Annotated in this window: 13 protein-coding genes; all 13 read left to right on the forward strand. The window is 38.7% G+C overall.

Translation table 11 applies throughout. The features are described 5' to 3' along the window. The first annotated feature begins 120 nt into the window (after positions 1–120). Positions 121–1,716 (forward strand): DUF2157 domain-containing protein, encoded by a 1,596-nt coding sequence (locus HMPREF1040_RS03910; protein ID WP_007392626.1) that lies wholly within the window; start codon positions 121–123, stop codon positions 1,714–1,716. Further along, complete coding sequence (locus HMPREF1040_RS03915; RefSeq protein ID WP_050791359.1) at positions 1,713–2,366, forward strand: hypothetical protein; 654 nt, start codon at positions 1,713–1,715, stop codon at positions 2,364–2,366. The genes HMPREF1040_RS03910 and HMPREF1040_RS03915 overlap by 4 nt, the downstream gene beginning before the upstream one ends. Positions 2,367–2,388: 22 nt before the next feature. Beyond that, entirely contained in the window at positions 2,389–3,660 is a 1,272-nt protein-coding gene (locus tag HMPREF1040_RS03920; RefSeq protein ID WP_141557793.1) for a hypothetical protein, read from the forward strand. Between the two features lie 97 nt (positions 3,661–3,757). Beyond that, the gene (locus tag HMPREF1040_RS03925) at positions 3,758–4,996 is read left to right on the forward strand and encodes an FprA family A-type flavoprotein (protein ID WP_007392631.1); all 1,239 of its coding nucleotides are present in this window, start codon (positions 3,758–3,760) and stop codon (positions 4,994–4,996) included. 153 nt (positions 4,997–5,149) lie between these two features. Then, positions 5,150–7,057 carry a fructose-bisphosphatase class III gene (locus tag HMPREF1040_RS03930; protein ID WP_007392624.1) on the forward strand — a complete coding sequence of 636 codons (1,908 nt, stop codon included), beginning with the start codon at positions 5,150–5,152 and terminating at the stop codon, positions 7,055–7,057. An 82-nt stretch (positions 7,058–7,139) separates the two neighbouring features. Next, positions 7,140–8,396 (forward strand): tyrosine--tRNA ligase, encoded by a 1,257-nt coding sequence (gene tyrS, locus HMPREF1040_RS03935; RefSeq protein WP_007392629.1) that lies wholly within the window; start codon positions 7,140–7,142, stop codon positions 8,394–8,396. A 208-nt stretch (positions 8,397–8,604) separates the two neighbouring features. After that, on the forward strand, positions 8,605–12,288 hold the full coding sequence (gene rpoB, locus HMPREF1040_RS03940; protein ID WP_007392628.1) for a DNA-directed RNA polymerase subunit beta: 3,684 nt from the start codon (positions 8,605–8,607) through the stop codon (positions 12,286–12,288). 51 nt (positions 12,289–12,339) lie between these two features. Next, positions 12,340–16,548, forward strand: a complete 4,209-nt coding sequence (rpoC, locus tag HMPREF1040_RS03945; RefSeq protein WP_156208909.1) for a DNA-directed RNA polymerase subunit beta' — start codon at positions 12,340–12,342, stop codon at positions 16,546–16,548. Positions 16,549–16,773: 225 nt separating this feature from the next. Continuing rightward, a complete protein-coding gene (locus tag HMPREF1040_RS03950; RefSeq protein WP_007392635.1) occupies positions 16,774–17,028 on the forward strand; it encodes a ribosomal L7Ae/L30e/S12e/Gadd45 family protein in 255 nt (84 codons plus the stop codon). 69 nt (positions 17,029–17,097) lie between these two features. Further along, positions 17,098–17,469, forward strand: a complete 372-nt coding sequence (gene rpsL / locus HMPREF1040_RS03955) for a 30S ribosomal protein S12 (protein WP_007392632.1) — start codon at positions 17,098–17,100, stop codon at positions 17,467–17,469. Positions 17,470–17,514: 45 nt separating this feature from the next. Beyond that, complete coding sequence (gene rpsG / locus HMPREF1040_RS03960) at positions 17,515–17,985, forward strand: 30S ribosomal protein S7 (RefSeq protein WP_007392627.1); 471 nt, start codon at positions 17,515–17,517, stop codon at positions 17,983–17,985. Positions 17,986–18,017: 32 nt separating this feature from the next. After that, positions 18,018–20,090: an elongation factor G gene (gene fusA / locus HMPREF1040_RS03965; RefSeq protein ID WP_007392634.1), complete on the forward strand. Its 2,073-nt coding sequence runs from the start codon at positions 18,018–18,020 to the stop codon at positions 20,088–20,090. Between the two features lie 37 nt (positions 20,091–20,127). After that, on the forward strand, positions 20,128–21,270 hold a 1,143-nt coding region (tuf, locus tag HMPREF1040_RS03970; protein WP_007392442.1), incomplete at its 3' end, for an elongation factor Tu.

Genomic DNA, 21,270 nt, shown 5'->3' on the forward strand with positions numbered 1-21,270 from the left:
TAGAGAATAACGTCTTTTTTTTAGGGAAAATGCAGTTTTTATGATATACTGATTTTGAATGTTGGAAAGAAATTTACGAATGTATGCAATTTTTTGTGCATATATCGGGAGGCAGTGACAATGAAAGGCGATACATCAGATCATATATCTCATCTTATTCAAAGGTGGTCACAAAAAGGGTGGATTTCGCCCGATGGGAGACAAGAAATTCAGCGGACATTACAAGCGACAGAGTCAAAACAATTAGGCATTGTTTATTCATTTGCGTTGATTATTGGCTTGGCTATGCTGGGAATGATTGGTCTTTGGTCGATGGCTAAGGCGTGGTATTATGTGTATCCAATTGTTCGTGTGGGTTTAGCTGTAGGCATTCTTGTGGTTAGTCAAGTTGGATTAGCTGTAACGTTGTTTCGGGAGTGGCAAGAAACTATACGAGCTGAGCTTATGGGCGTGATACAGTTCTTGTTGTTTTTAATATCTGTAGGCATTATTACTACTACTTATTATTTAGGATGGAGCATAGCTGATTATATTGTTCCTTGTGCGGTTATCACCTTACCAGCAAGCTATGTATTACGTTCTGTTAGTGGTGTTCTTTTATATAATGTGGCTTTGTTAGTAGGTGCTGCTTATGGAGATGTGTTACAAACCATTAGCGGTACGATAGGGCTAGGCATTTGTGTGTTATTGGAAGTTCCTTTTTATGGACTCGTTCATTGTGAGGGCAACGGGAAAAATAAGCGAGAATTAGGATTAACCGTGTTTTCTTGGGGAATGACGATTACCGTTTTGTTAATCTTTTTTCTTGTTGCGATGCAAAGTGTGTATATACCCTTTTTGACATTGGCTACATTGGGTATTTTTAGCTTATTTGTAGGGCAGACGATTGATGTTAGACGAGCATGGGGGACACCTTTGCGTTGGCTTGGAAAAATTGCCGCTATAGGTGCTTTATGGATATCTTGTTTGCCTGAACCTTGGCATGGAATTGCAGCTATTCAGGGATTTCATTGGAGTACATTGTTATTTATAGGATTTTTATTGGTAGGTATTGTGATTCTATTTCTTAATGGTGTAAAAAAACAGTTTGGAGCACTTTTATTATATGGTATAATCCCCTTTTTAATTATAGGTGAAACTATTTTGGTACGCTGCGGTTTATATTCGACGATCCCGCTATTGGCTTCGGCAGTATATTTGTTTGGGATAGGGCTATTTGAAGTAATTCAAATAATATATACAAAACAGGGAAAACGTTGGTTGTTTGGAGTGGCTATTTGGGTAAGCTTATTGGTAAATATTTTTTATGGTAATGTATTTTCACCTTGGTTAGATATAGTTAGCATGGTGGTTATTGGTGGAGTTATTGTACAGTGGAAACGGTATCGCCATACGAAAGAACAAAAGAAGGTACGTATAGATAGACGAAAAAAACGAAAAACGAATGTCGTTAAGATGGAGGAGAAGGACAAAGATAAAAAAGTGGTCAAGCAATCGGTGATTGCTGAAGATATGACGATGAAAACGAAAACAAAATTTGTTGCGCCGGTTTTTCATCAGCCCGATCAAATTTCTTTAAGCGAAGTACCGGTTATAGAAAAAGAAAAGAAAATGGAGAGAATAACTACATCTCCGTGGCAAAAAGAATCCGCTCCAGTCAAAAGGGAAACGAAAAGTGTTTCCCCCTGGTCACAGGAGGGAGGAAAAATAAAATGAAGCTATTGCGGATAAATATTCGCAGATTAAATACGTACAAATGGATTGTATTGATAGGTGTCATTGTGATGCAATTAGGGACATTGGCATACGTCGGTTGGCGATGGCATAATGCTGGAGTTGATGGGATCCCGTATCAATGGCGGTGTATGCCTAGATTGGAAACCGCTATGTTTGGGACAGATTATATACGCGTTATTTTTCCTGAAGATACGACGGTTTGGTTGGATAATAAGCCGCCTCATGATGGAAATACTGTGTATATTTATATTAAATCAGATAATAAGGGAATGCTCACCATTCAAGGAGCAGCGTATAATAAGCCTGCACGAGGGGTTGATTATATTAAAGCGAAGATTGTATCTATTCGTCATAAGGGGAAAATTCAGTTTAAAGTACCGTTTGATAGATATCGTATGGCCCCACAAATGACGGATGGCATTTATCAAATATCGTCTGCGGACAGTGTGATTGCACAAATTCGAATGAAAAAAGGTGTAGGCGTTATAGAAGGCATTTTTGTTAATGGCATTCCTTTAGAGAATATTAGTAACGGTGCTATTATTGAAGCGAGAAAACAAGCACAACAAAAAAACATGCCAGAAAAACGCTTAGTTGAATCTGGTATGGTACCAATAGGAAAACATTAAATCGCAGAGAAGGGAAAGCTATATGAATCAGTTTAGACAAGTAGGACTGACAATAATGTTGATGGTTTCGTTTATTCTTTTGTCTGGCTTTAGAGCACAAACGATTATCCATGATGATGGGAGTGAAACACAAGATATTTTAAAAGTTTCCTCTACCATGCAGGGACAGACCTTGCTTAAAGCAGACGCCGAAGAATTTCAAAAACGAAATTATGTAATCATGGATTATAGTAATAATAATGGCAGTGGCTTTAGAGCACTTAAAACGATTACGAACGAAGGAGCTAATAAGAGTTCGGTCGATCGCATTATACATAAAACGTATGATGGAATATTATGTACGACTTATTATATTAAATATGCATATACGCCTAAAAGTATAGAAGAATTACGTTGGGGAAAATTGATGCCCGAAAATGGGGTCGATTTAGAGTATATTGTTTCTTTTCCTGCGGGAACCAATGTTACGTCTAATAGTACTAATACAGATATCCCTGGAAGTACGTATATGTGGCGGTTACGTAATGAAAAACCCGTAAACATTGAATTACAAGCTACGGTATGGCATAAGTTATTTATTTATCTGTTTTTGGCTATTATTGTTCTTATGGTCTTTATTGTAATCGTTCTTGAACGCCGGCGGAAACGTGTGATGAGTTGGATGCAAGCAGCTCATTTACGGAAAATAGAATTGTTATTGTTATGTATTCCTATTTTTATATTAGGGTATATGTGTTATGAATATTATGTAGGTACGCATATTACGGAACGTTCATTGGTACATGTAGCAGAACAACAGCAGCAAGAAGAATGGGAACGGCACGAAGAAGATCAGCAAGTAAAAGACGATGTGTCGGTGGATAAAAATTTACAGGATGAACAAAATGCGGATATTAAAGAACAAATTATGGAAATATCGCGCCAATTACGACAATTAAACGATGCTTATGCTAATGATGCGGTATCGCTAGAGGAAGCACAGGGAAAAGCACAAAACTTGCGTGCACAAGTGGCCGATTTAATAGACAAGCGAGTGGATTTGACACAGGCTAATCAAGAGGAGTTACATCAAATTCAAATACATATAATGAAAGTGATAGATAAAATAAAACAAGATAAGCGAGAACAAACTGCACTTCCTGCTGTAGAAACGGATGATTACGATGTTATTGATAATCATAAATATCCAGTGAAAAATAGAAAAGGTAAGCAAAATCAGCAACAGACTAATCGAATAGATGCGGGTCAAGAAGATGATTCTGTTAAGGTAGATACAAGTAATAAAAAAATATAGGATAAAATGACTCATATTTATTTACAATGCGTCAAAACGTGGTATTATTATACCAGCACGATTCTATTACATCTTTAATTATAAGGAGGCAGGTATTATGTATTGCGTGGAAGAAATAAAAAATGGGGTATATTGGATGGGGTGCAATGATTTTCAATCCCAAATGTTTGAACGCATTTTTCCAATCCCAGAAGGAATGACATATAATTCTTATTTCATTGATGATGAAAAGACTTGTGTGTTAGATGCGATGGATAAGTCTGTTCGTGATGAATTTTTGGAAAATGTAGAAGACTTGCTTCATGGACGCAAATTGGATTATTTTATTTTGCAACACATGGAACCAGATCATGCAAGTTCTGCCGTAGCGTTGTTAGAAAAATATCCAGAAGCTAAAATTATAGGTCAAGCACAAACGTTTAAATTGTTTGAACAATTTTTCCAACATCCTTTAAAAGATCGGTATGTAGCGGTAAATGAAGGAGAACAGTTAGTATTAGGAAAACATACATTGCAATTTATAAAAGCACCCATGGTACATTGGCCAGAAGTCATTATGACATATGATGTAACTGATAAGGTGCTGTTTAGTGCGGATGCTTTTGGTATGTTTGGTGTAGTTGGTAACGTTTTTGCTGATCAGGTTGATTTTGCAGAAAATTATTTAGATAAAGCACGGCGCTATTATGTTAATATTGTAGGTAAATATGGTCCACAAGTTATGAATGTATTGAAAAAAGCAGCTAATTTGCCTATTGATATTATCTGTCCATTGCATGGGGTTGTTTTCCGTACCCCTGAAGACATTCAATATATTTTGAAAAAATATATGCATTGGGCCCAACATATTCCTGAAAAAAATGGGGTTGTTATTGCGTTTGCTTCTATCTATGGGGATACACAACGTATGGCTTGTAAATTAGCCCATAAGTTGAGTATGGCAGGGGTGCATGATATTCGTATGTATGATGTATCTAAAACACATTCATCCTATATTACGGCAAAAGCGTGGGAATATAGCCACCTTGTGTTGGCAGCACCTACGTATAATTTGAATTTATTCTTACCAATGGAAGAATGCTTGCATGATTTAGAATCATTGTTGTTTCAAAAACGAAAGATTGCCGTAATTGGTTGTCATAGTTGGGCATCGGTAGCATATAAAACGATGGTAGATTATGTAGAAAATAAATTTAAAAATTGTGAATTAATAGAACCATCTTTTGATATGAAGTCATCATTAACGCCTGATCAAGAATTGCTTTTGGATGATATTGCAAAGCATATTTCTACAGATATTGCAGCTTTGCCAGATCCAGAAACATTAATTAAATAAAGGTTATAATGGATATGTATTGTCAAATGCCCTCGTTTTTATTTTGGGAAACGAGGGCATTTGATATAGGAGGAGTGTCACATGAAGGGGAGTCTAATCTTTAACAGGATAAGTAATTTGGGGGACTGGTGAGTGGAGAAAAGAGGGATTTTTATGGAAGAAGGAGTCGCATCATATTCGGAAGAACAGGTACGTTATTTAGAATTATTGGCAAAAGCCTATCCGACGCAGGCGGCAACGTTTACAGAAATTATTAATTTGCAGGCCATTGTTAATTTACCTAAGGGAACAGAGCATTTTATGAGTGATTTGCATGGAGAATATGAAGCGTTTTATCATATACTCAATAATTGTTCTGGCGTTATTCGAGAAAAAGTAGAGTTGTTATTTGCCGAAACATTGGATGAACAAGAAAGGGCGGATTTATTAACGCTAATTTATTATCCTAAAGAAAAAATGGATTTATTGGCCCGACAGGAAGCATTAAATGTTACGTGGGCTCGTAATAATTTGACGTTATTATTACAAGTTGCCAATTTATTATCTTCAAAGTATTCTCGGTCAAAAGTGCGTAAAGCGATGGAACCCGTTTTCCGATTTGTTATTGATGAATTGTTGCATGCACAGCCTGATGAAGATGATAATAGGCATGTTTATCATGAAAAAATTATTGATTCTATATTGGAAACAGGAAGTACGCGCGAATTTATTATGGCTTTAGCTGCTTTAATAAAACGATTAGCCGTAGATCATTTGCATATTATAGGAGATATTTATGATCGTGGTGCACATGCAGATAAGATCATGGATACGTTAATGGGGCATCATTCTTTAGATATTCAATGGGGAAATCATGATATTTTATGGATGGGGGCTGCTGCTGGTAATGAAGCATGCATCGCTAATGTGTTGCGCAATAATATTCGTTACCATAATTTAGAAATTTTGGAAAGTGGATATGGTATTAGTTTGCGTGCTTTTGCGTTGTTTGCGTTACAAACGTATACCAAAGAAGAAGGTATCGATCCTATGGTTAAGGCGATTAATGTTATTTTAACCAAAATAGAAGGGCAAACCATAAAGCGGCATCCTGAATATGATATGGAGAATCGATTATTATTTCATACGATTGATTGGCAACGTGGGACGATCCAGATAGAGGGAAAGACGTATGAATTGACAACGAAGGAGTTTCCGACAGTAGATCCTTATAATCCCTATTCCTTGTCGATAGAAGAAAAGGAATTGCTGCAGCAAATAAAAATTGGATTCATCGAAAGTGAACGCTTACAAAGGCACGTTAAGTTTTTATATAGTCATGGAGCTCTTTATCGCAGTTATAATAACAATCTTTTATTTCACGGAGGAATTCCTTTAAATTCTGATGGGAGTTTTAAAAAGGTGTGGATACAGGACGAGTGGTATGCAGGAAAACCATTGATGGATAAAGTGGATTGGGTAGTTCGTCAAGCTTATCAATGTAAAGATAGGGATAGCTTAGATTATATGTGGTATTTATGGGTAGGGATTAATTCACCTGTATCAGGACGAATAGTAAAAACATTTGAACGTAGTTATATTCGTGATGAAAAAACGTGGAAGGAGCCCCAAAATGATTATTATAGATTAAATCGAAATAAAGAAGAATGCGTTAAAATTCTCAATGAATTTGGCATTTATTCGCCGCAAGGGCATATTATTAATGGACATACGCCAGTTAAAGTAAAAAAAGGAGAACGTCCTATTCGGGCAGAGGGCAAAGAAATTTGTATTGATGGAGGCTTTTGCAAAGCTTATCAAGGATCAACTGGTATTGCGGGATATACGCTTATATTTAATTCTCATGGGATTCGTATCAAATCGCATTATCCTTTTCAAGATATTGCACATGTATTAACTCAGAATGCTGATATTGAATCAGAATCGGAACAAATAGAATTAGAACCCGAGCGTGTTATGATTGCAGATACAGATGAAGGGAAAAAAATATGTCAACGTATTGAAGATTTAAAAAGATTATTACAAGCGTATCGACAGGGTATAGTGCAAGAAACATTGTAAAATAAAAGGCTTTTTTGACATAGGTATCTCTCTGACGTATAATAATCACATTCAGATATTTAATATAAGAGGAGCGAGTGGCGTGAATATTATTGATGAATTGATATGGCGTGGTGCTGTTAATCAAATGACCAATGAAGAAGGTTTGCGAAAGTTGACAGAAGAAAAAAAGATCGCTTTGTATTGTGGTGTGGATCCAACAGGGGATAGCATGCATATTGGACACTTAATTCCTTTTATGATGTTAAAACGATTTGCCTTGGCAGGACATCATCCAGTTGTACTTATTGGTGGGGGTACAGGTGCTATTGGCGATCCTAGTGGTAGAAAATCAGAACGACAATTACAGACAATGGAAAAAGTTAGAAGTAATGCTGAAAAATTAAGAAAGCAATTTACTCACTTATTTGGTGATGATGTCGATATTTTATTTGTAAACAATAATGATTGGTTAAGTAAAATTGATTTATTAAGCTTTTTGCGAGATTATGGAAAATTGTTTAGCGTTAATGTTATGCTAGGGAAAGAAGTGGTAGCAAGTCGTTTGGCTGAAGGAATTTCGTTTACGGAATTTTCTTATCAAATTTTACAGTCTATGGATTTTGAACATCTTTTTTCGCAATATAATGTGCAATTACAAATTGGTGGCGCTGATCAATGGGGAAATATCACGGCTGGCACGGATATGATTCATAAAATTCATGGCAGTGATGCTCCCGTATATGGATTGACGATACCGTTGATGTTAAAAGCAGATGGAACAAAGTTTGGTAAAACTGCAGGTGGTGCGGTTTGGTTGGATCCAGAGAAAACGTCACCTTTTGAATTTTATCAATTTTGGCTTAATCAGGATGATGCAGATGTCATTAAGTACTTAAAATATTTTACCTTTTTATCACGTGAAGAAATTGAAGCATTGGAACAAGCGATTACTAAAGAACCGGAAAAGCGGCTTGCTCAAAAACGGTTAGCAGAAGAAGTGACCACTTTTGTTCATAGTAAAGATGCGTTAATCGAAGCACAACGAATTACGGATGCGTTATTTCATGGGAGCATTTCGGATCTCACGGAGCATGAATTACTTCAAGGATTTGGTCATATGCCTACAGTAGAAGTTACCGCTGAGCCTAAAGATGTGGTTAATTGGTTAGTAGATGCAGGGATTTGTAATTCAAAAAGACAGGCTCGTGAGGATGTTACCAATGGAGCGATTACGATTAATGGTGAAAAGGTAACGGATCTTGCTGCACTGGTACAACCACATAAAAATTCACAAGGTAAATTTGTGGTTGTTCGAAAGGGAAAAAAGAAATATACGTTAGCAAAAATTACAAAATAATAATTTGACATATAAAAAAACATATGCTATAATAACTCATTGCAAATGTTTGTTTGATATTGTTAGATACATGGAGGACACGCTTCCGGATAATAAAATTTAAGCAAGGTTCAATTTTACCCATAGAGCCTTGCTTTTTTGTCGCTTTTTGTGAATGACACGGATGCGTATTCTTGAGTTACTTTATTATAAGGGGTGAAAGATTAGCATGTTCAAACCTGTACAAGTAGGGAAACGGACTCGATACACATATGCAAAAATCAATGAGGTTCTAAAAATGCCCCATTTATTAGATTTACAAATCAAATCTTATGAATGGTTTTTGGAAAAAGGATTAAAGGATATATTTAAAGATATCTCTCCGATTGAAGATGCAGCGGGTAATTTATCTTTATCTTTTGAAAATTTTAAATTAGGTGAACCGAAGTATGATCTTCGAGAATGTAAAGAACGTGATACGACATATGCCGCACCACTTCGTGTCCAAGTTCGACTCGTGAATCATGAAACAGGGGAAGTTAACGATAAAGATATTTTTATGGGTGATTTTCCTTTAATTACAGATACAGGTACCTTTATCATTAATGGGGCGGAACGTGTTATTGTTAGTCAGTTAGTTCGTTCCCCAGGGGTATACTATGGTCGCGAAATTGACCCGATGGGAATTCGTCTATATAATTCTACGGTTATTCCTAATCGTGGGGCATGGATTGAGTTAGAAACTGATACAAATGATATTGTTTATGCACGGATTGATCGAAATAGAAAAATACCAGTGACTGTGTTAATTCGAGCGTTAGGTTGGTCAACAGATGCTGATATTATGGATCTTTTCTTTGATGATAAGAGGTTAAAGGCAACGTTGGAAAAAGACGCGACGGAGTCACAAGAAGAGGCGTTAGTAGAAATTTATAAAAAATTGCGCCCCGCTGAGCCGCCAACGGTAGAAAGTGCACGTAATTTATTTGAAGGACTCTTTTTTGACTCGCGGCGATATGATTTGGCACGAGTAGGTCGTTATAAAGCAGGAAAAAAATTGGGGTGGGAACGCCGTTTATTTGGACTTACTTTGCATGAACCGATTGTTTATCCTGAAACGGGTGAAATTATTCTTCCTGCCCATACGGAAATAGGTTCGGATGAAGTGCAAATCATCCGCGAAAGTGGTGTTTTTTCAGGAGATGGATTGGTAGAAGTTTTTGTTGAAAAAGTAGATGGTTCTGTATATAAAATTATTTGTAATAATAGCAATTTGCCTTATGAGCATCGAACGATTACGCGTGAAGATATTATTGCTCATATAGATTATCTGTTAAATTTAATGGATGGATTTGGTACGGTGGATGATATTGACCATTTGGGTAATAGACGCTTGCGGTGTGTGGGCGAATTGCTGCAAAATCAATTTCGTATTGGCTTAACTCGAATGGAACGAGTAGTTCGGGAAAGAATGACAACACAAGATTCAGAAGCGATAGAGGCCCAAAGCTTAATTAATATTCGTCCGGTTGTTGCATCTATTAAAGAGTTCTTTGGATCGAGTCAGTTATCTCAATTTATGGACCAAACGAACCCACTTGCTGAATTGACTCATAAAAGACGGTTAAGTGCATTAGGACCAGGTGGTTTATCACGAGAAAGAGCAGGCTTTGAAGTTCGTGATGTGCATCATTCGCATTATGGCCGTATGTGCCCAGTTGAAACACCAGAAGGACCTAATATTGGGTTGATTTCATCTTTGGCGTGCTTTGGCAAGGTAAATGAGTTTGGCTTTATAGAAGCACCATATCGTCGTGTGGATAAAGAAACGGGTATCGTTACGAATGATGTTCGGTATATTACGGCGGATGAAGAAGAACAATATGTCATTGCACAGGCAAATGAACCGTTAACGGAAGATGGTTATTTTGTTCATGAACGGGTTGCTTGCCGACATGGAGAAGATACTCGCGAATTTAAGGCTGATCGAGTAGATTATATGGACGTATCACCTAAAGAAGTGATTTCCGTAGGCACTTCGATGATTCCTTTCTTAGAAAACGATGATGCCAACCGAGCGTTGATGGGTGCGAACATGCAGCGTCAAGCTGTGCCTTTGTTGCGAACTCAGGCTCCATTGGTAGGCACAGGAATGGAATATAAAGCAGCTTGCGACTCGGGGGTGTGCGTATTAGCTAAGCATAATGGTGTAGTTATTCGTGTTACAGGTGATGAAATTCAAGTAAAAACTGATTCAGGGACCATTGACACGTATAAATTGGTTAAGTTTGTTCGTTCCAATCAAAGCACTTGTATCAATCAAAGACCGTTAGTGTATAAAAATGATCGCGTTGCGGAAGGTCAGGTATTAGCTGATGGCATGGCTACTGATGGTGGTGAATTGGCATTAGGATATAATATTTTGGTCGCTTATATGCCTTGGGAAGGGTATAACTATGAAGATGCGGTCTTGCTTAGCGAAGATTTACCGAAAAATGATTTATACACATCTATTCATATTGAAGAATATGAATGCGATGCACGGGATACCAAGTTAGGTGCAGAAGAAATTACGCGTGAAATTCCGAATGTAAGTGAAGATAGCACAAAAAATTTGGATGAAAAAGGCGTGATTATGGTTGGCGCAGATGTGGTTCCAGGCGATGTATTAGTCGGAAAAGTAACGCCTAAAGGAGAAACTGAATTGACGCCGGAAGAACGATTGTTGCGTGCTATTTTTGGCGATAAAGAACGGGAAGTAAGAGATACTTCTTTGCGTGTTCCTCATGGTGAATCGGGTAAAGTAGTTAAAGTACGTGAATTTTCACGCGAAAATAACGATGAATTACCACCAGGAGTTAATCGGTTGGTGCGTGTTTATATTGCTCAAAAACGTAAAATTCATGAAGGCGATAAGATGTCTGGGCGTCATGGTAATAAGGGGGTTGTATCGCGCGTTATGCGGCAAGAAGATATGCCCTTTTTGCCAGATGGTACACCTGTACAAATTGTCTTAAATCCATTAGGGGTTCCATCACGTATGAATATTGGGCAGATTCTGGAAACGCATTTAGGCTGGGCTATGCATGAATTAGGCTTAGAAATCATGAATATGGATGAACGGCTGGAAGAAAAATTGCGTGCTGTTGGTTATGATTTGGATACGTATGGCATGCCAAAACCAGATAAAGCAGGAATTCATATTGCTACACCTGTATTTGATGGTGCTCAAGCAGAAGATGTATTTCAGGCCTTGAAACTTGCGGGATTGCCCGAAGACGGTAAGACTGTATTGTATGATGGACGAACAGGCGAACCGATGGATCGGCGCGTTACGGTTGGATATACTTACTTCTTGAAATTGCATCATTTAGTAGATGATAAAATTCATGCTCGTTCTACGGGTCCATATTCGCTGGTTACACAACAGCCTTTGGGCGGTAAAGCTCAGTTCGGGGGACAACGTTTTGGGGAAATGGAAGTATGGGCGCTGGAAGCGTATGGCGCGGCATATACATTACAAGAAATGTTGACTATTAAATCGGATGATGTGGTTGGACGTGTTAAGGCTTATGAAAAAATTGTAAAAGGTGAAAATATACCAGAACCAGGAGTACCAGAATCGTTCAAAGTATTGCTAAAAGAATTACAAGCAATTGGTTTGGATGTGCAAATTTTGAGCGAAGATGGAGATGAAGTCGTTGTAAAAGAATTAGACGACGAAGAAGATATTTCATCTGAAAAAACAGCAGAAATAAGAAGCGTAATGGAAGAACGAGAAGATGCACCTATGACCTCGGAAATAATAATGGATAGTGATGGATCGTTGATTTCTAATGGAGAGGAAGACGATATCATGAGTGGCATGGGATTAGATGCAGTTGTTGATGTAGACGTGGAAGATAATGAATAAAGAAATGAGAAGGGAGCGGTATTCGTGCTAGATGTGAACGATTTTGATTCGATGAAAATCGGGTTGGCTTCTCCAGAAAAAATTATAGAATGGTCCCATGGCGAAGTAAAAAAGCCAGAAACTATCAATTATAGAACGTTGAAACCTGAACGGGATGGATTGTTTTGCGAACGTATTTTTGGGCCTACTAAAGATTGGGAATGCCATTGTGGTAAATACAAACGTATTCGTTATAAAGGGGTTATTTGCGATCGTTGCGGCGTAGAAATAACGCGGGCAAAGGTGCGACGGGAACGGATGGGGCATATTAAACTGGCTACTCCGGTATCGCACATTTGGTATTTTAAAGGTATTCCTAGTCGTATGGGCCTGATTTTGGATATTTCGCCGCGGGCGTTGGAACGAGTGTTATATTTTGCGGCATATTTAGTTTTGGATCCAGGCGACACCCCATTGGTTAAGCGCCAATTGTTAACAGAAATGGAATATTGGCAGTATTTGGATATGTATGGCGATAAATTCCGCGTAGGTATGGGGGCTGCTGCTGTAAAGGAATTATTACAAGAGTTAGATTTAGAAGAATTAAACAAATCCTTGCGTGAAGAGCTGCGGGATGCGACCGGACAACGGCGGGTACGTGCTATTAGGCGCTTGGAAGTTGTCGAATCATTTCGTCATTCTGGTAATAAGCCAGAATGGATGATTTTGGATGTTATTCCCGTTATTCCACCAGAATTGCGGCCAATGGTACAACTTGACGGAGGGCGATTTGCTACATCCGATTTAAACGATCTTTATCGACGTGTTATTAATCGAAATAACAGGTTGACTCGATTGTTACATTTAGGTGCACCTAATATTATTATTCGTAATGAAAAAAGAATGTTGCAAGAAGCGGTGGATGCATTATTGGATAATGGTCGTCGGGGAAGACCTGTATCAGGTGCAGGTAATCGCCCATTAAAGTCATTATCTGATATGTTAAAAGGGAAACAGGGGCGTTTTCGTCAAAACTTGCTGGGCAAACGGGTTGACTATTCTGGTCGTTCCGTTATTGTTGTCGGACCAGAATTGAAAATGCATCAGTGCGGCTTACCCAAAGAAATGGCGTTAGAGTTATTTAAACCATTTGTTATGAAAAAATTAGTGGAAAAAGGAATTGCTACTAATATAAAAAATGCGAAGAAGAAAGTTGAACGCGTCAATAGTGAAGTTTGGGATGTATTAGAAAATGTGATTCAAGAACATCCTGTTTTGTTAAACCGGGCCCCGACACTTCATCGTTTGGGTATCCAGGCATTTGAACCGATTCTTTGGGAAGGGCGAGCTATTAAATTACATCCATTAGTATGCACAGCGTTTAATGCGGATTTTGATGGTGACCAAATGGCGTGCCATTTACCGCTTTCGGTAGAAGCTCAATCAGAAGCACGGACGTTGATGTTATCTTCTCATAATATTTTGGCACCCAAAGATGGGAAGCCTGTTGCTGTACCTACACAGGATATGGTTTTAGGTGCTTATTATTTAACGTTGGCAAAACCAGGTGCCAAAGGGGAAGGAAAATGGTTCTCTAGTTATGATGAAGTGATGTTGGCGTATGATGCTAAAGTTATTGATATTGGTGCGATTATAAAGGTTCGCATTCCTGGTCATGGTATTATTGAAACTACGGCCGGTAAATTGTTATATAACGATCAGTTATATGAAGAATTGCGGATGTATCATACGGATTCGGTTATGGTCTTTGATGATCCAGAAGATACGGTCTTTGCATATGAACACGGTGTGATTGATTCTACCCATTTGGTTAAGATACGTGATGCAGAAGGACGTATTTTAGATTATGGATTTTCGCAGCTAAAAGAAAATTTTGATGTAGATTTATTATCTGTACATCCATTGCCTTCGCACAAGGTTGATAAACAAGCGGTAGATGAATTTAAACGAGGAAAATTATTTGTTGATGTACCTTGTTTGGGTGTATTGATGAGCAAAAAAGAAATTGGTAAGCTTGTTGATGCTTGCTTCCATTTAGTTGGTAATACGAAGACAGCTGAATTATTAGACAGAATTAAAAATATTGGCTATCATTATGCTCGTCAGGCGGGTATGTCTATTGCTATTTCGGACATTCAAATTCCTGAAGGCAAATGGGACATTTTAAATGCAGCAGATAAACAAGTACAAAATGTTTCTAAACTATTTCAGCGTGGGCTTATTACGGAGGATGAACGGTATCGTAAAACATGCTCCATTTGGGAAAAGGCTACGGATGATGTAACAGAAGTTATGATGGATAATATGGATCCTTTTAACTCGATCTTCATGATGGCTGATTCAGGAGCTCGTGGTAATAAGCAACAAATTCGTCAGGTTGCGGGTATGCGTGGCTTGATGGCCGATCCATCGGGGCGTATTATTGACTTACCGATAAAAGCTAATTTCCGTGAAGGTCTTTCTGTATTGGATTATTTTACGTCTTCTCATGGTGCAAGAAAAGGACTTGCTGATACTGCGTTGCGTACGGCCGATTCGGGATATTTAACTCGGCGTTTGGTCGATGTATCGCAAGATGTTATTGTTCGTGAAGATGATTGCGATGTATTTGGTATCGATTTGGTTCGTGAACGTGCTCGTTTGGCTACATCTTGCCGTCAAGCGGTGCAATTACTTCGAGATAAACTCATTGGGCGGGTGTTAGCAAATTCTGTGGCGGATCCCAATACGGGTGAAGAGGTTTTTGCATCTGAATATGTATTAACCAATGACGATATGGATGTTATTATTGAACATCAATTACCGAAACTGTCTTTGCGAGGCAGTCAGATGGATATTAATGATGATTTGAATCATACGAATAATATTGAAACTGTTTCTTTAGGGGCACCAGAAGAAGGGTTTAGAGAAGTTATTCGGAAGTCAATGATAGAAAATATGTTGGGAAAAATGGTTGAAAATTCCATATATGACTCTAATGGCATTGAAATTTGTGCAGCACATACTTTGTTGACAGAAGATGCAATTGAACGGATTTTACAAAGTGATGTAGAAGAAGTAAAAGTGCGTAATAATGATATTCGCGGCGTTGAAGTTACGGCTATAGTTGAAGGTAGTGGGGTCATTGAATCTCTTGAAGAACGGATTGAAGGAAGAACGGCGGCGGAAACACTAGTAAATCCTGATACGGGTGAAGTTATAGTGACCGTGAATGAAGAAATTATGGCAGAACAAGCGAAAGAAATTGCTAAGTATTATAAATCCATTCGGATTCGTTCCGTTTTGACTTGTAGAAGTAGATATGGTGTTTGTGCGAAGTGCTATGGACGCGATTTAGGAACGGGTGGTAAAGTCAATGTCGGGGAATCAGTAGGCACGATTGCTGCTCAGTCCATTGGGGAACCAGGCACACAGTTAACTATGCGTACTTTTCATACGGGTGGTGTTGCTTCTGCTGGTGACATTACTCAAGGGTTACCGCGTGTTGAAGAATTATTTGAAGCACGTAAACCAAAGGGAAATGCGATTGTAACGGAAATTGATGGTGTCGTAGAGATTAGAGAAAAAGAAGATCATCGAGATATTAATGTTGTTCATGTTATTAGTGCAGATGGGGAAGAACGAAATTATACAATTCCTTATGGGGCACATCTCGTTGTGCATGAAGGTAAACAAGTAAAGAAAGGCGATCGATTGACGGCTGGATCTATTAATCCCCATGATATTTTACAAATATTGGGTGTAGAAGCAACGCAACGATATTTAGTATATGAAGTGCAAAAAGTATATAAATCTCAAGGTGTAGGAATTAATGATAAACATATTGAGGTTATTGTGCGTCAGATGCTACGTAAGATGAAGATTGAAGAATCTGGGGATGGAGATGTATTGCCAGGTGAATATGTAGATGTTAATGTTTTTGAAGATATGAACCGTCGTATACAACTTAGTGGAGGCCAACCTATTTCAGGTAAACCCATGTTGTTAGGGATTACCAAGGCAGCGTTAGCTACAGAGTCCTTCCTTTCAGCGGCATCATTCCAAGAAACCACTCGTGTTTTAACGGATGCCGCAATTAAAGGAAAAGTGGATCCGTTGTTGGGATTGAAAGAAAATGTTATTATTGGTAAACTCATTCCAGCAGGAACAGGTATGAGTCGTTATCGAAAAGTAAAAGTAATTAGTACGGTTCCACCGGCTATTATAGAAGAAGAGCAAGAGCAAGAACCTCAAATATCTTTGGAGGATACTGAAGAATAACAGGATTTGGGGAAGATAAAACGAGATTTCTTGTATAGGAAATCTCGTTTTATGATTTTCATCTATAAAAATGAAACACACGGATATGTGTTTTCATAAGTAATGAGTCAATGCGTGTTTATGAAAAAAATAATTGACATCTTCTTTATAGGAATGATACAATATTTTAGTATTGTGTTAATTGGATGGTCAATACAATATTTATCATATGAGGAGTGAGGTTTCGTGAGCTTAGTATTTGAACATGCTATTGCCAGAACAGTAGGAGCAAAGCAAACATTGAAAGCGATGAAACGAAACGAAGTGGCGCAATTATATATTGCCAAGGACTGCGATAACGCGGTGTCATCCCCGTTATTAGAATATGCTAAGACAGCTCATATTCCCGTAGAAATGGCTTATACAATGGAAGAATTAGGCCGAGCTTGTCGTATAAAAGTGCGAGCTGCTGCAGTAGGACTACTCAAAGAAATTCGGTAATATCATGGCTGAGTATTACTTGGTGATGATTACATTATAAATCTAATTGTTTAGAGAGGAGGTGCCCATATGCCAACCATTAGCCAATTGGTTAGAAAAGGTCGTCAAGATTCTATTTACAAATCAACAGCACCGGCTTTAAAAAATTGCCCGCAGAAACGGGGAGTGTGCACGCGTGTGTATACAGCTACACCAAAAAAACCTAACTCTGCTTTGCGTAAAGTAGCTCGTGTTCGCTTGACGAATTCTATCGAAGTAACTGCTTATATTCCTGGCATTGGTCACAATTTACAGGAACATAGTGTAGTTTTAATTAGGGGCGGTCGTGTCAAAGACCTTCCTGGTGTACGTTATCATATTGTTCGTGGTGCTTTAGACACAGCAGGCGTTTCTGAACGTCAGCAATCGCGTTCTAAGTATGGCACTAAAAAGGCTAAATAATTAGCTGGTACAACTAGATGACTTACATAAAAGGAGGAAATTGATATGCCAAGAAAAGGCGCCGTGCCAAAACGTGATGTGTTACCAGATCCCGTATATCATTCTAAATTGGTAACACGTTTTATTAATAAAGTAATGTTGGACGGGAAAAAAGGTATCGCTGAATCGATTGTATACGATGCATTTGATATTATCCGTTCTAAAATGAATAAAGAACCGATGGAAGTATTTGAACAAGCATTAAATAATGTTATGCCGGTACTTGAAGTACGTGCTCGTCGTGTTGGGGGTGCGAATTATCAAGTCCCTGTAGAAGTTCGTGCAGATCGGCGGTTATCGTTGGGAATTCGATGGACTGTAGTGTATGCTCGTAAAAGAGGCGAACGTACGATGAAAGAAAAATTAGCAGCTGAATTGATGGATGCTTTTAATAATACAGGTGCAGCTGTTAAGAAGAAAGAAGATACACATAAAATGGCAGAAGCCAATAAAGCGTTTGCTCATTATCGCTGGTAGGTTTTTGTATATTATTAGAGGAGTGGACTATCGTGGCAAGAGAGTTTTCTTTGGAAAAAACGAGAAATATCGGTATCATGGCTCATATTGATGCTGGTAAAACCACGACAACGGAACGTATACTTTTCTATACAGGACGAGTACATAAAATTGGTGAAGTGCATGAAGGTGCTGCTACAATGGACTGGATGGCACAAGAACAAGAGCGTGGTATTACTATCACCTCTGCCGCTACTACGGCACAATGGAAAGAACATCGCATCAATATTATTGATACTCCTGGGCATGTTGATTTTACAGTAGAAGTAGAACGTTCGCTGCGTGTTCTTGACGGTTCTGTTGCTGTATTTTCTGCTAAAGGCGGGGTAGAACCGCAATCAGAAACAGTATGGCGTCAAGCTGAACACTATCAAGTACCTCGTATTGCATTTATCAATAAGATGGATACAACTGGGGCTAATTTCTTGAATTGTGTTCAAATGATGAAAGATCGGTTACAAGCAAATGCCGTAGCCATTCAGCTGCCAATTGGTGCTGAAACAACCTTTAGCGGTATTATTGACTTAATAACCATGAAGGCTGAAGTATATGAAGATACGTTGGGGAAAGAATTTGAAATTGTTGATATCCCTGAAGATATGAAGGAACAAGCGGAAGAATATCATCAGATTATGATTGAAGCGGTTTGTGAAACAAATGATGAACTCATGATGAAATATTTGGATGGTGAAGAACTTTCCGTAGAAGAAATAAAAACAGCTATACGTAGTGCTGTTGTGCATAATAAGATGTTTCCTGTACTTTGCGGATCTGCATACAAAAACAAAGGTATTCAGATGCTCTTAGATGCAGTAGTTGACTATATGCCGTCGCCATTGGACATTCCACCGGTGGCAGGAACAAAACCTGACACAGGCGAAGAAGATTTTCGGAAAGCCGATGATAAAGAACCGTTTTCCGCATTGGCATTTAAGATTATGGCGGATCAATTTGTCGGTAAATTAGCTTTTTTCCGTGTGTATTCTGGTACATTGCAAGCTGGAACGTATGTATATAATTCCACCAAAGGGAAAAAAGAACGGGTAGGACGTATTTTACGGATGCACGCTAATCATCGAGAAGAAGTACAGGAAGCGTACAGTGGTGATATAGGAGCTATTGTTGGCTTAAAAGATACGACTACAGGCGATACGCTTTGTGATGAAAAAAATCCTATTATTTTGGAAAAAATGGAATTTCCTGAACCAGTTATTTCTGTTGCAGTAGAGCCAAAAACTAAGGCAGACCAAGAAAAAATGGGAACTGCATTAGCTCGATTGGCTGAAGAAGATCCGACATTCCGTGTTAAGACCGACGCTGAAACGGGGCAGACTATTATTTCTGGTATGGGCGAATTGCATTTGGACATTATCGTTGATCGTATGTCGCGGGAATTTAAGGTGGATTGTAATGTAGGTAAACCACAAGTTGCTTATCGTGAAACCATTCGTCAAAGTGTGAAGGCACGTGGATTCTTTAAACGTCAATCTGGTGGTCGTGGTCAATATGGTGATTGCTGGTTGGAATTAATTCCACAAGAACAAGGTCAAGGATATGAATTTGAAAATAAAGTCGTTGGTGGAGCTATTCCAAAAGAATATATTGGTTCAGTGGAAGCTGGCGTTAAAGAAGCCATGGAAAGTGGCGTGTTAGCAGGATTCCCCATGGTAGACATTAAAGTTATTGTATATGATGGTTCTTATCATGAAGTTGACTCATCAGAAATGGCATTTAAAATTGCTGGTTCGATGGGCTTTAAAGAAGGGGCAAGAAAAGCACAGGCTGTTTTGTTAGAACCATATACAAAGGTAGAAGTAGTAGTTCCTGAAGAATATATGGGGGATGTTATTGGGGATTTGAATTCGCGGCGTGGACGCGTTGACGGTATGGAAATGCGTGGCGGTGCGGAACATATCAATGCATTTGTGCCATTGGCAGAAATGTTTGGTTATGCAACGGATTTGCGCTCTAAGACGCAAGGACGTGGTGTATATACGATGACTTTTGATCACTACGAAGAAGTACCTAAAAATGTAGCGGAAAAGATCATCAGTGAAAAAGGCTAATAGCTAATAAATTTAAATATTGGAGGAATCGAGAAAAATGGCAAAAGAACATTTTGAAAGAACGAAACCGCATGTTAATATCGGAACCATTGGTCACGTTGACCATGGTAAAACAACATTGACAGCTGCTATTACAAAAGTATTATCTCAAAAAGGATATGCAAAATTTGAAGATTATGCAGATATTGATAAGGCACCAGAAGAACGTGAACGTGGTATTACAATCAACACGGCACACGTAGAATATGAAACAGACGCACGTCATTATGCACATGTGGATTGCCCGGGGCATGCCGATTATGTAAAAAATATGATCACCGGTGCAGCTCAGATGGACGGAGCTATTTTGGTTGTATCCGCAGCAGATGGTCCTATGCCACAGACCCGTGAACATATCTTGTTAGCTCGTCAGGTAGGGGTTCCTGCTATTGTCGTATACCTCAATAAAGCGGATCAGGTAGATGACCCAGAATTAATTGAATTGGTCGAAATGGAAGTACGTGAATTGCTCAGCTCTTATGACTTCCCAGGAGACGATATCCCTATCGTTGTAGGTTCTGCATTGAAAGCATTAGAAGGGGACGCAGAAGCAGAAAAGAGCATTTTGGAATTGATGGCTAAGGTTGACGAATATATTCCGACACCAGATCGTCCGACGGACAAACCGTTCTTGATGCCAGTTGAAGATGTATTTACGATTACTGGTCGTGGTACTGTTGCTACGGGACGTGTAGAACGCGGAACGGTTAAAGTAGGCGATACGGTAGAAATCGTAGGGTTAGCAGAAGAACCAAAACAGACCGTTGTTACGGGTGTTGAAATGTTCCGTAAATTGTTGGATTTGGCAGAAGCTGGCGACAATATCGGTGCGTTGTTGCGTGGTGTAGATCGTAAAGAAATTGAACGTGGACAAGTATTGGCAAAACCAGGATCCATTCATCCACACACTAAATTTAAAGCACAAGTATACGTGTTGACAAAAGATGAAGGTGGTCGTCATACGCCGTTCTTTAATGGTTATCGCCCACAGTTTTATTTCAGAACAACGGACGTAACGGGAGTTATCCAGTTACCAGAAGGAACAGAAATGTGCATGCCTGGTGATAATGTAAAAATGGATGTAGAATTGATTACACCGATTGCTATTGAAGTAGGCTTACGTTTCGCTATTCGTGAAGGC

The organism is Megasphaera sp. UPII 135-E (assembly GCF_000221545.1).
Lineage (GTDB): Bacteria > Bacillota > Negativicutes > Veillonellales > Megasphaeraceae > Megasphaera > Megasphaera hutchinsoni.

Excerpts from the sequence above, each read along its gene's own strand:
- HMPREF1040_RS03910 (WP_007392626.1), top strand. The coding sequence starts at position 121 with ATGAAAGGCGATACATCAGATCATATATCTCATCTTATTCAAAGGTGG.
- HMPREF1040_RS03915 (WP_050791359.1), top strand. The coding sequence starts at position 1,713 with ATGAAGCTATTGCGGATAAATATTCGCAGATTAAATACGTACAAATGG.
- HMPREF1040_RS03920 (WP_141557793.1), top strand. The coding sequence starts at position 2,389 with ATGAATCAGTTTAGACAAGTAGGACTGACAATAATGTTGATGGTTTCG.
- HMPREF1040_RS03925 (WP_007392631.1), top strand. The coding sequence starts at position 3,758 with ATGTATTGCGTGGAAGAAATAAAAAATGGGGTATATTGGATGGGGTGC.
- HMPREF1040_RS03930 (WP_007392624.1), top strand. The coding sequence starts at position 5,150 with ATGGAAGAAGGAGTCGCATCATATTCGGAAGAACAGGTACGTTATTTA.
- rpoB (WP_007392628.1), top strand. The coding sequence starts at position 8,605 with ATGTTCAAACCTGTACAAGTAGGGAAACGGACTCGATACACATATGCA.
- rpoC (WP_156208909.1), top strand. The coding sequence starts at position 12,340 with ATGAAAATCGGGTTGGCTTCTCCAGAAAAAATTATAGAATGGTCCCAT.
- rpsL (WP_007392632.1), top strand. The coding sequence starts at position 17,098 with ATGCCAACCATTAGCCAATTGGTTAGAAAAGGTCGTCAAGATTCTATT.
- rpsG (WP_007392627.1), top strand. The coding sequence starts at position 17,515 with ATGCCAAGAAAAGGCGCCGTGCCAAAACGTGATGTGTTACCAGATCCC.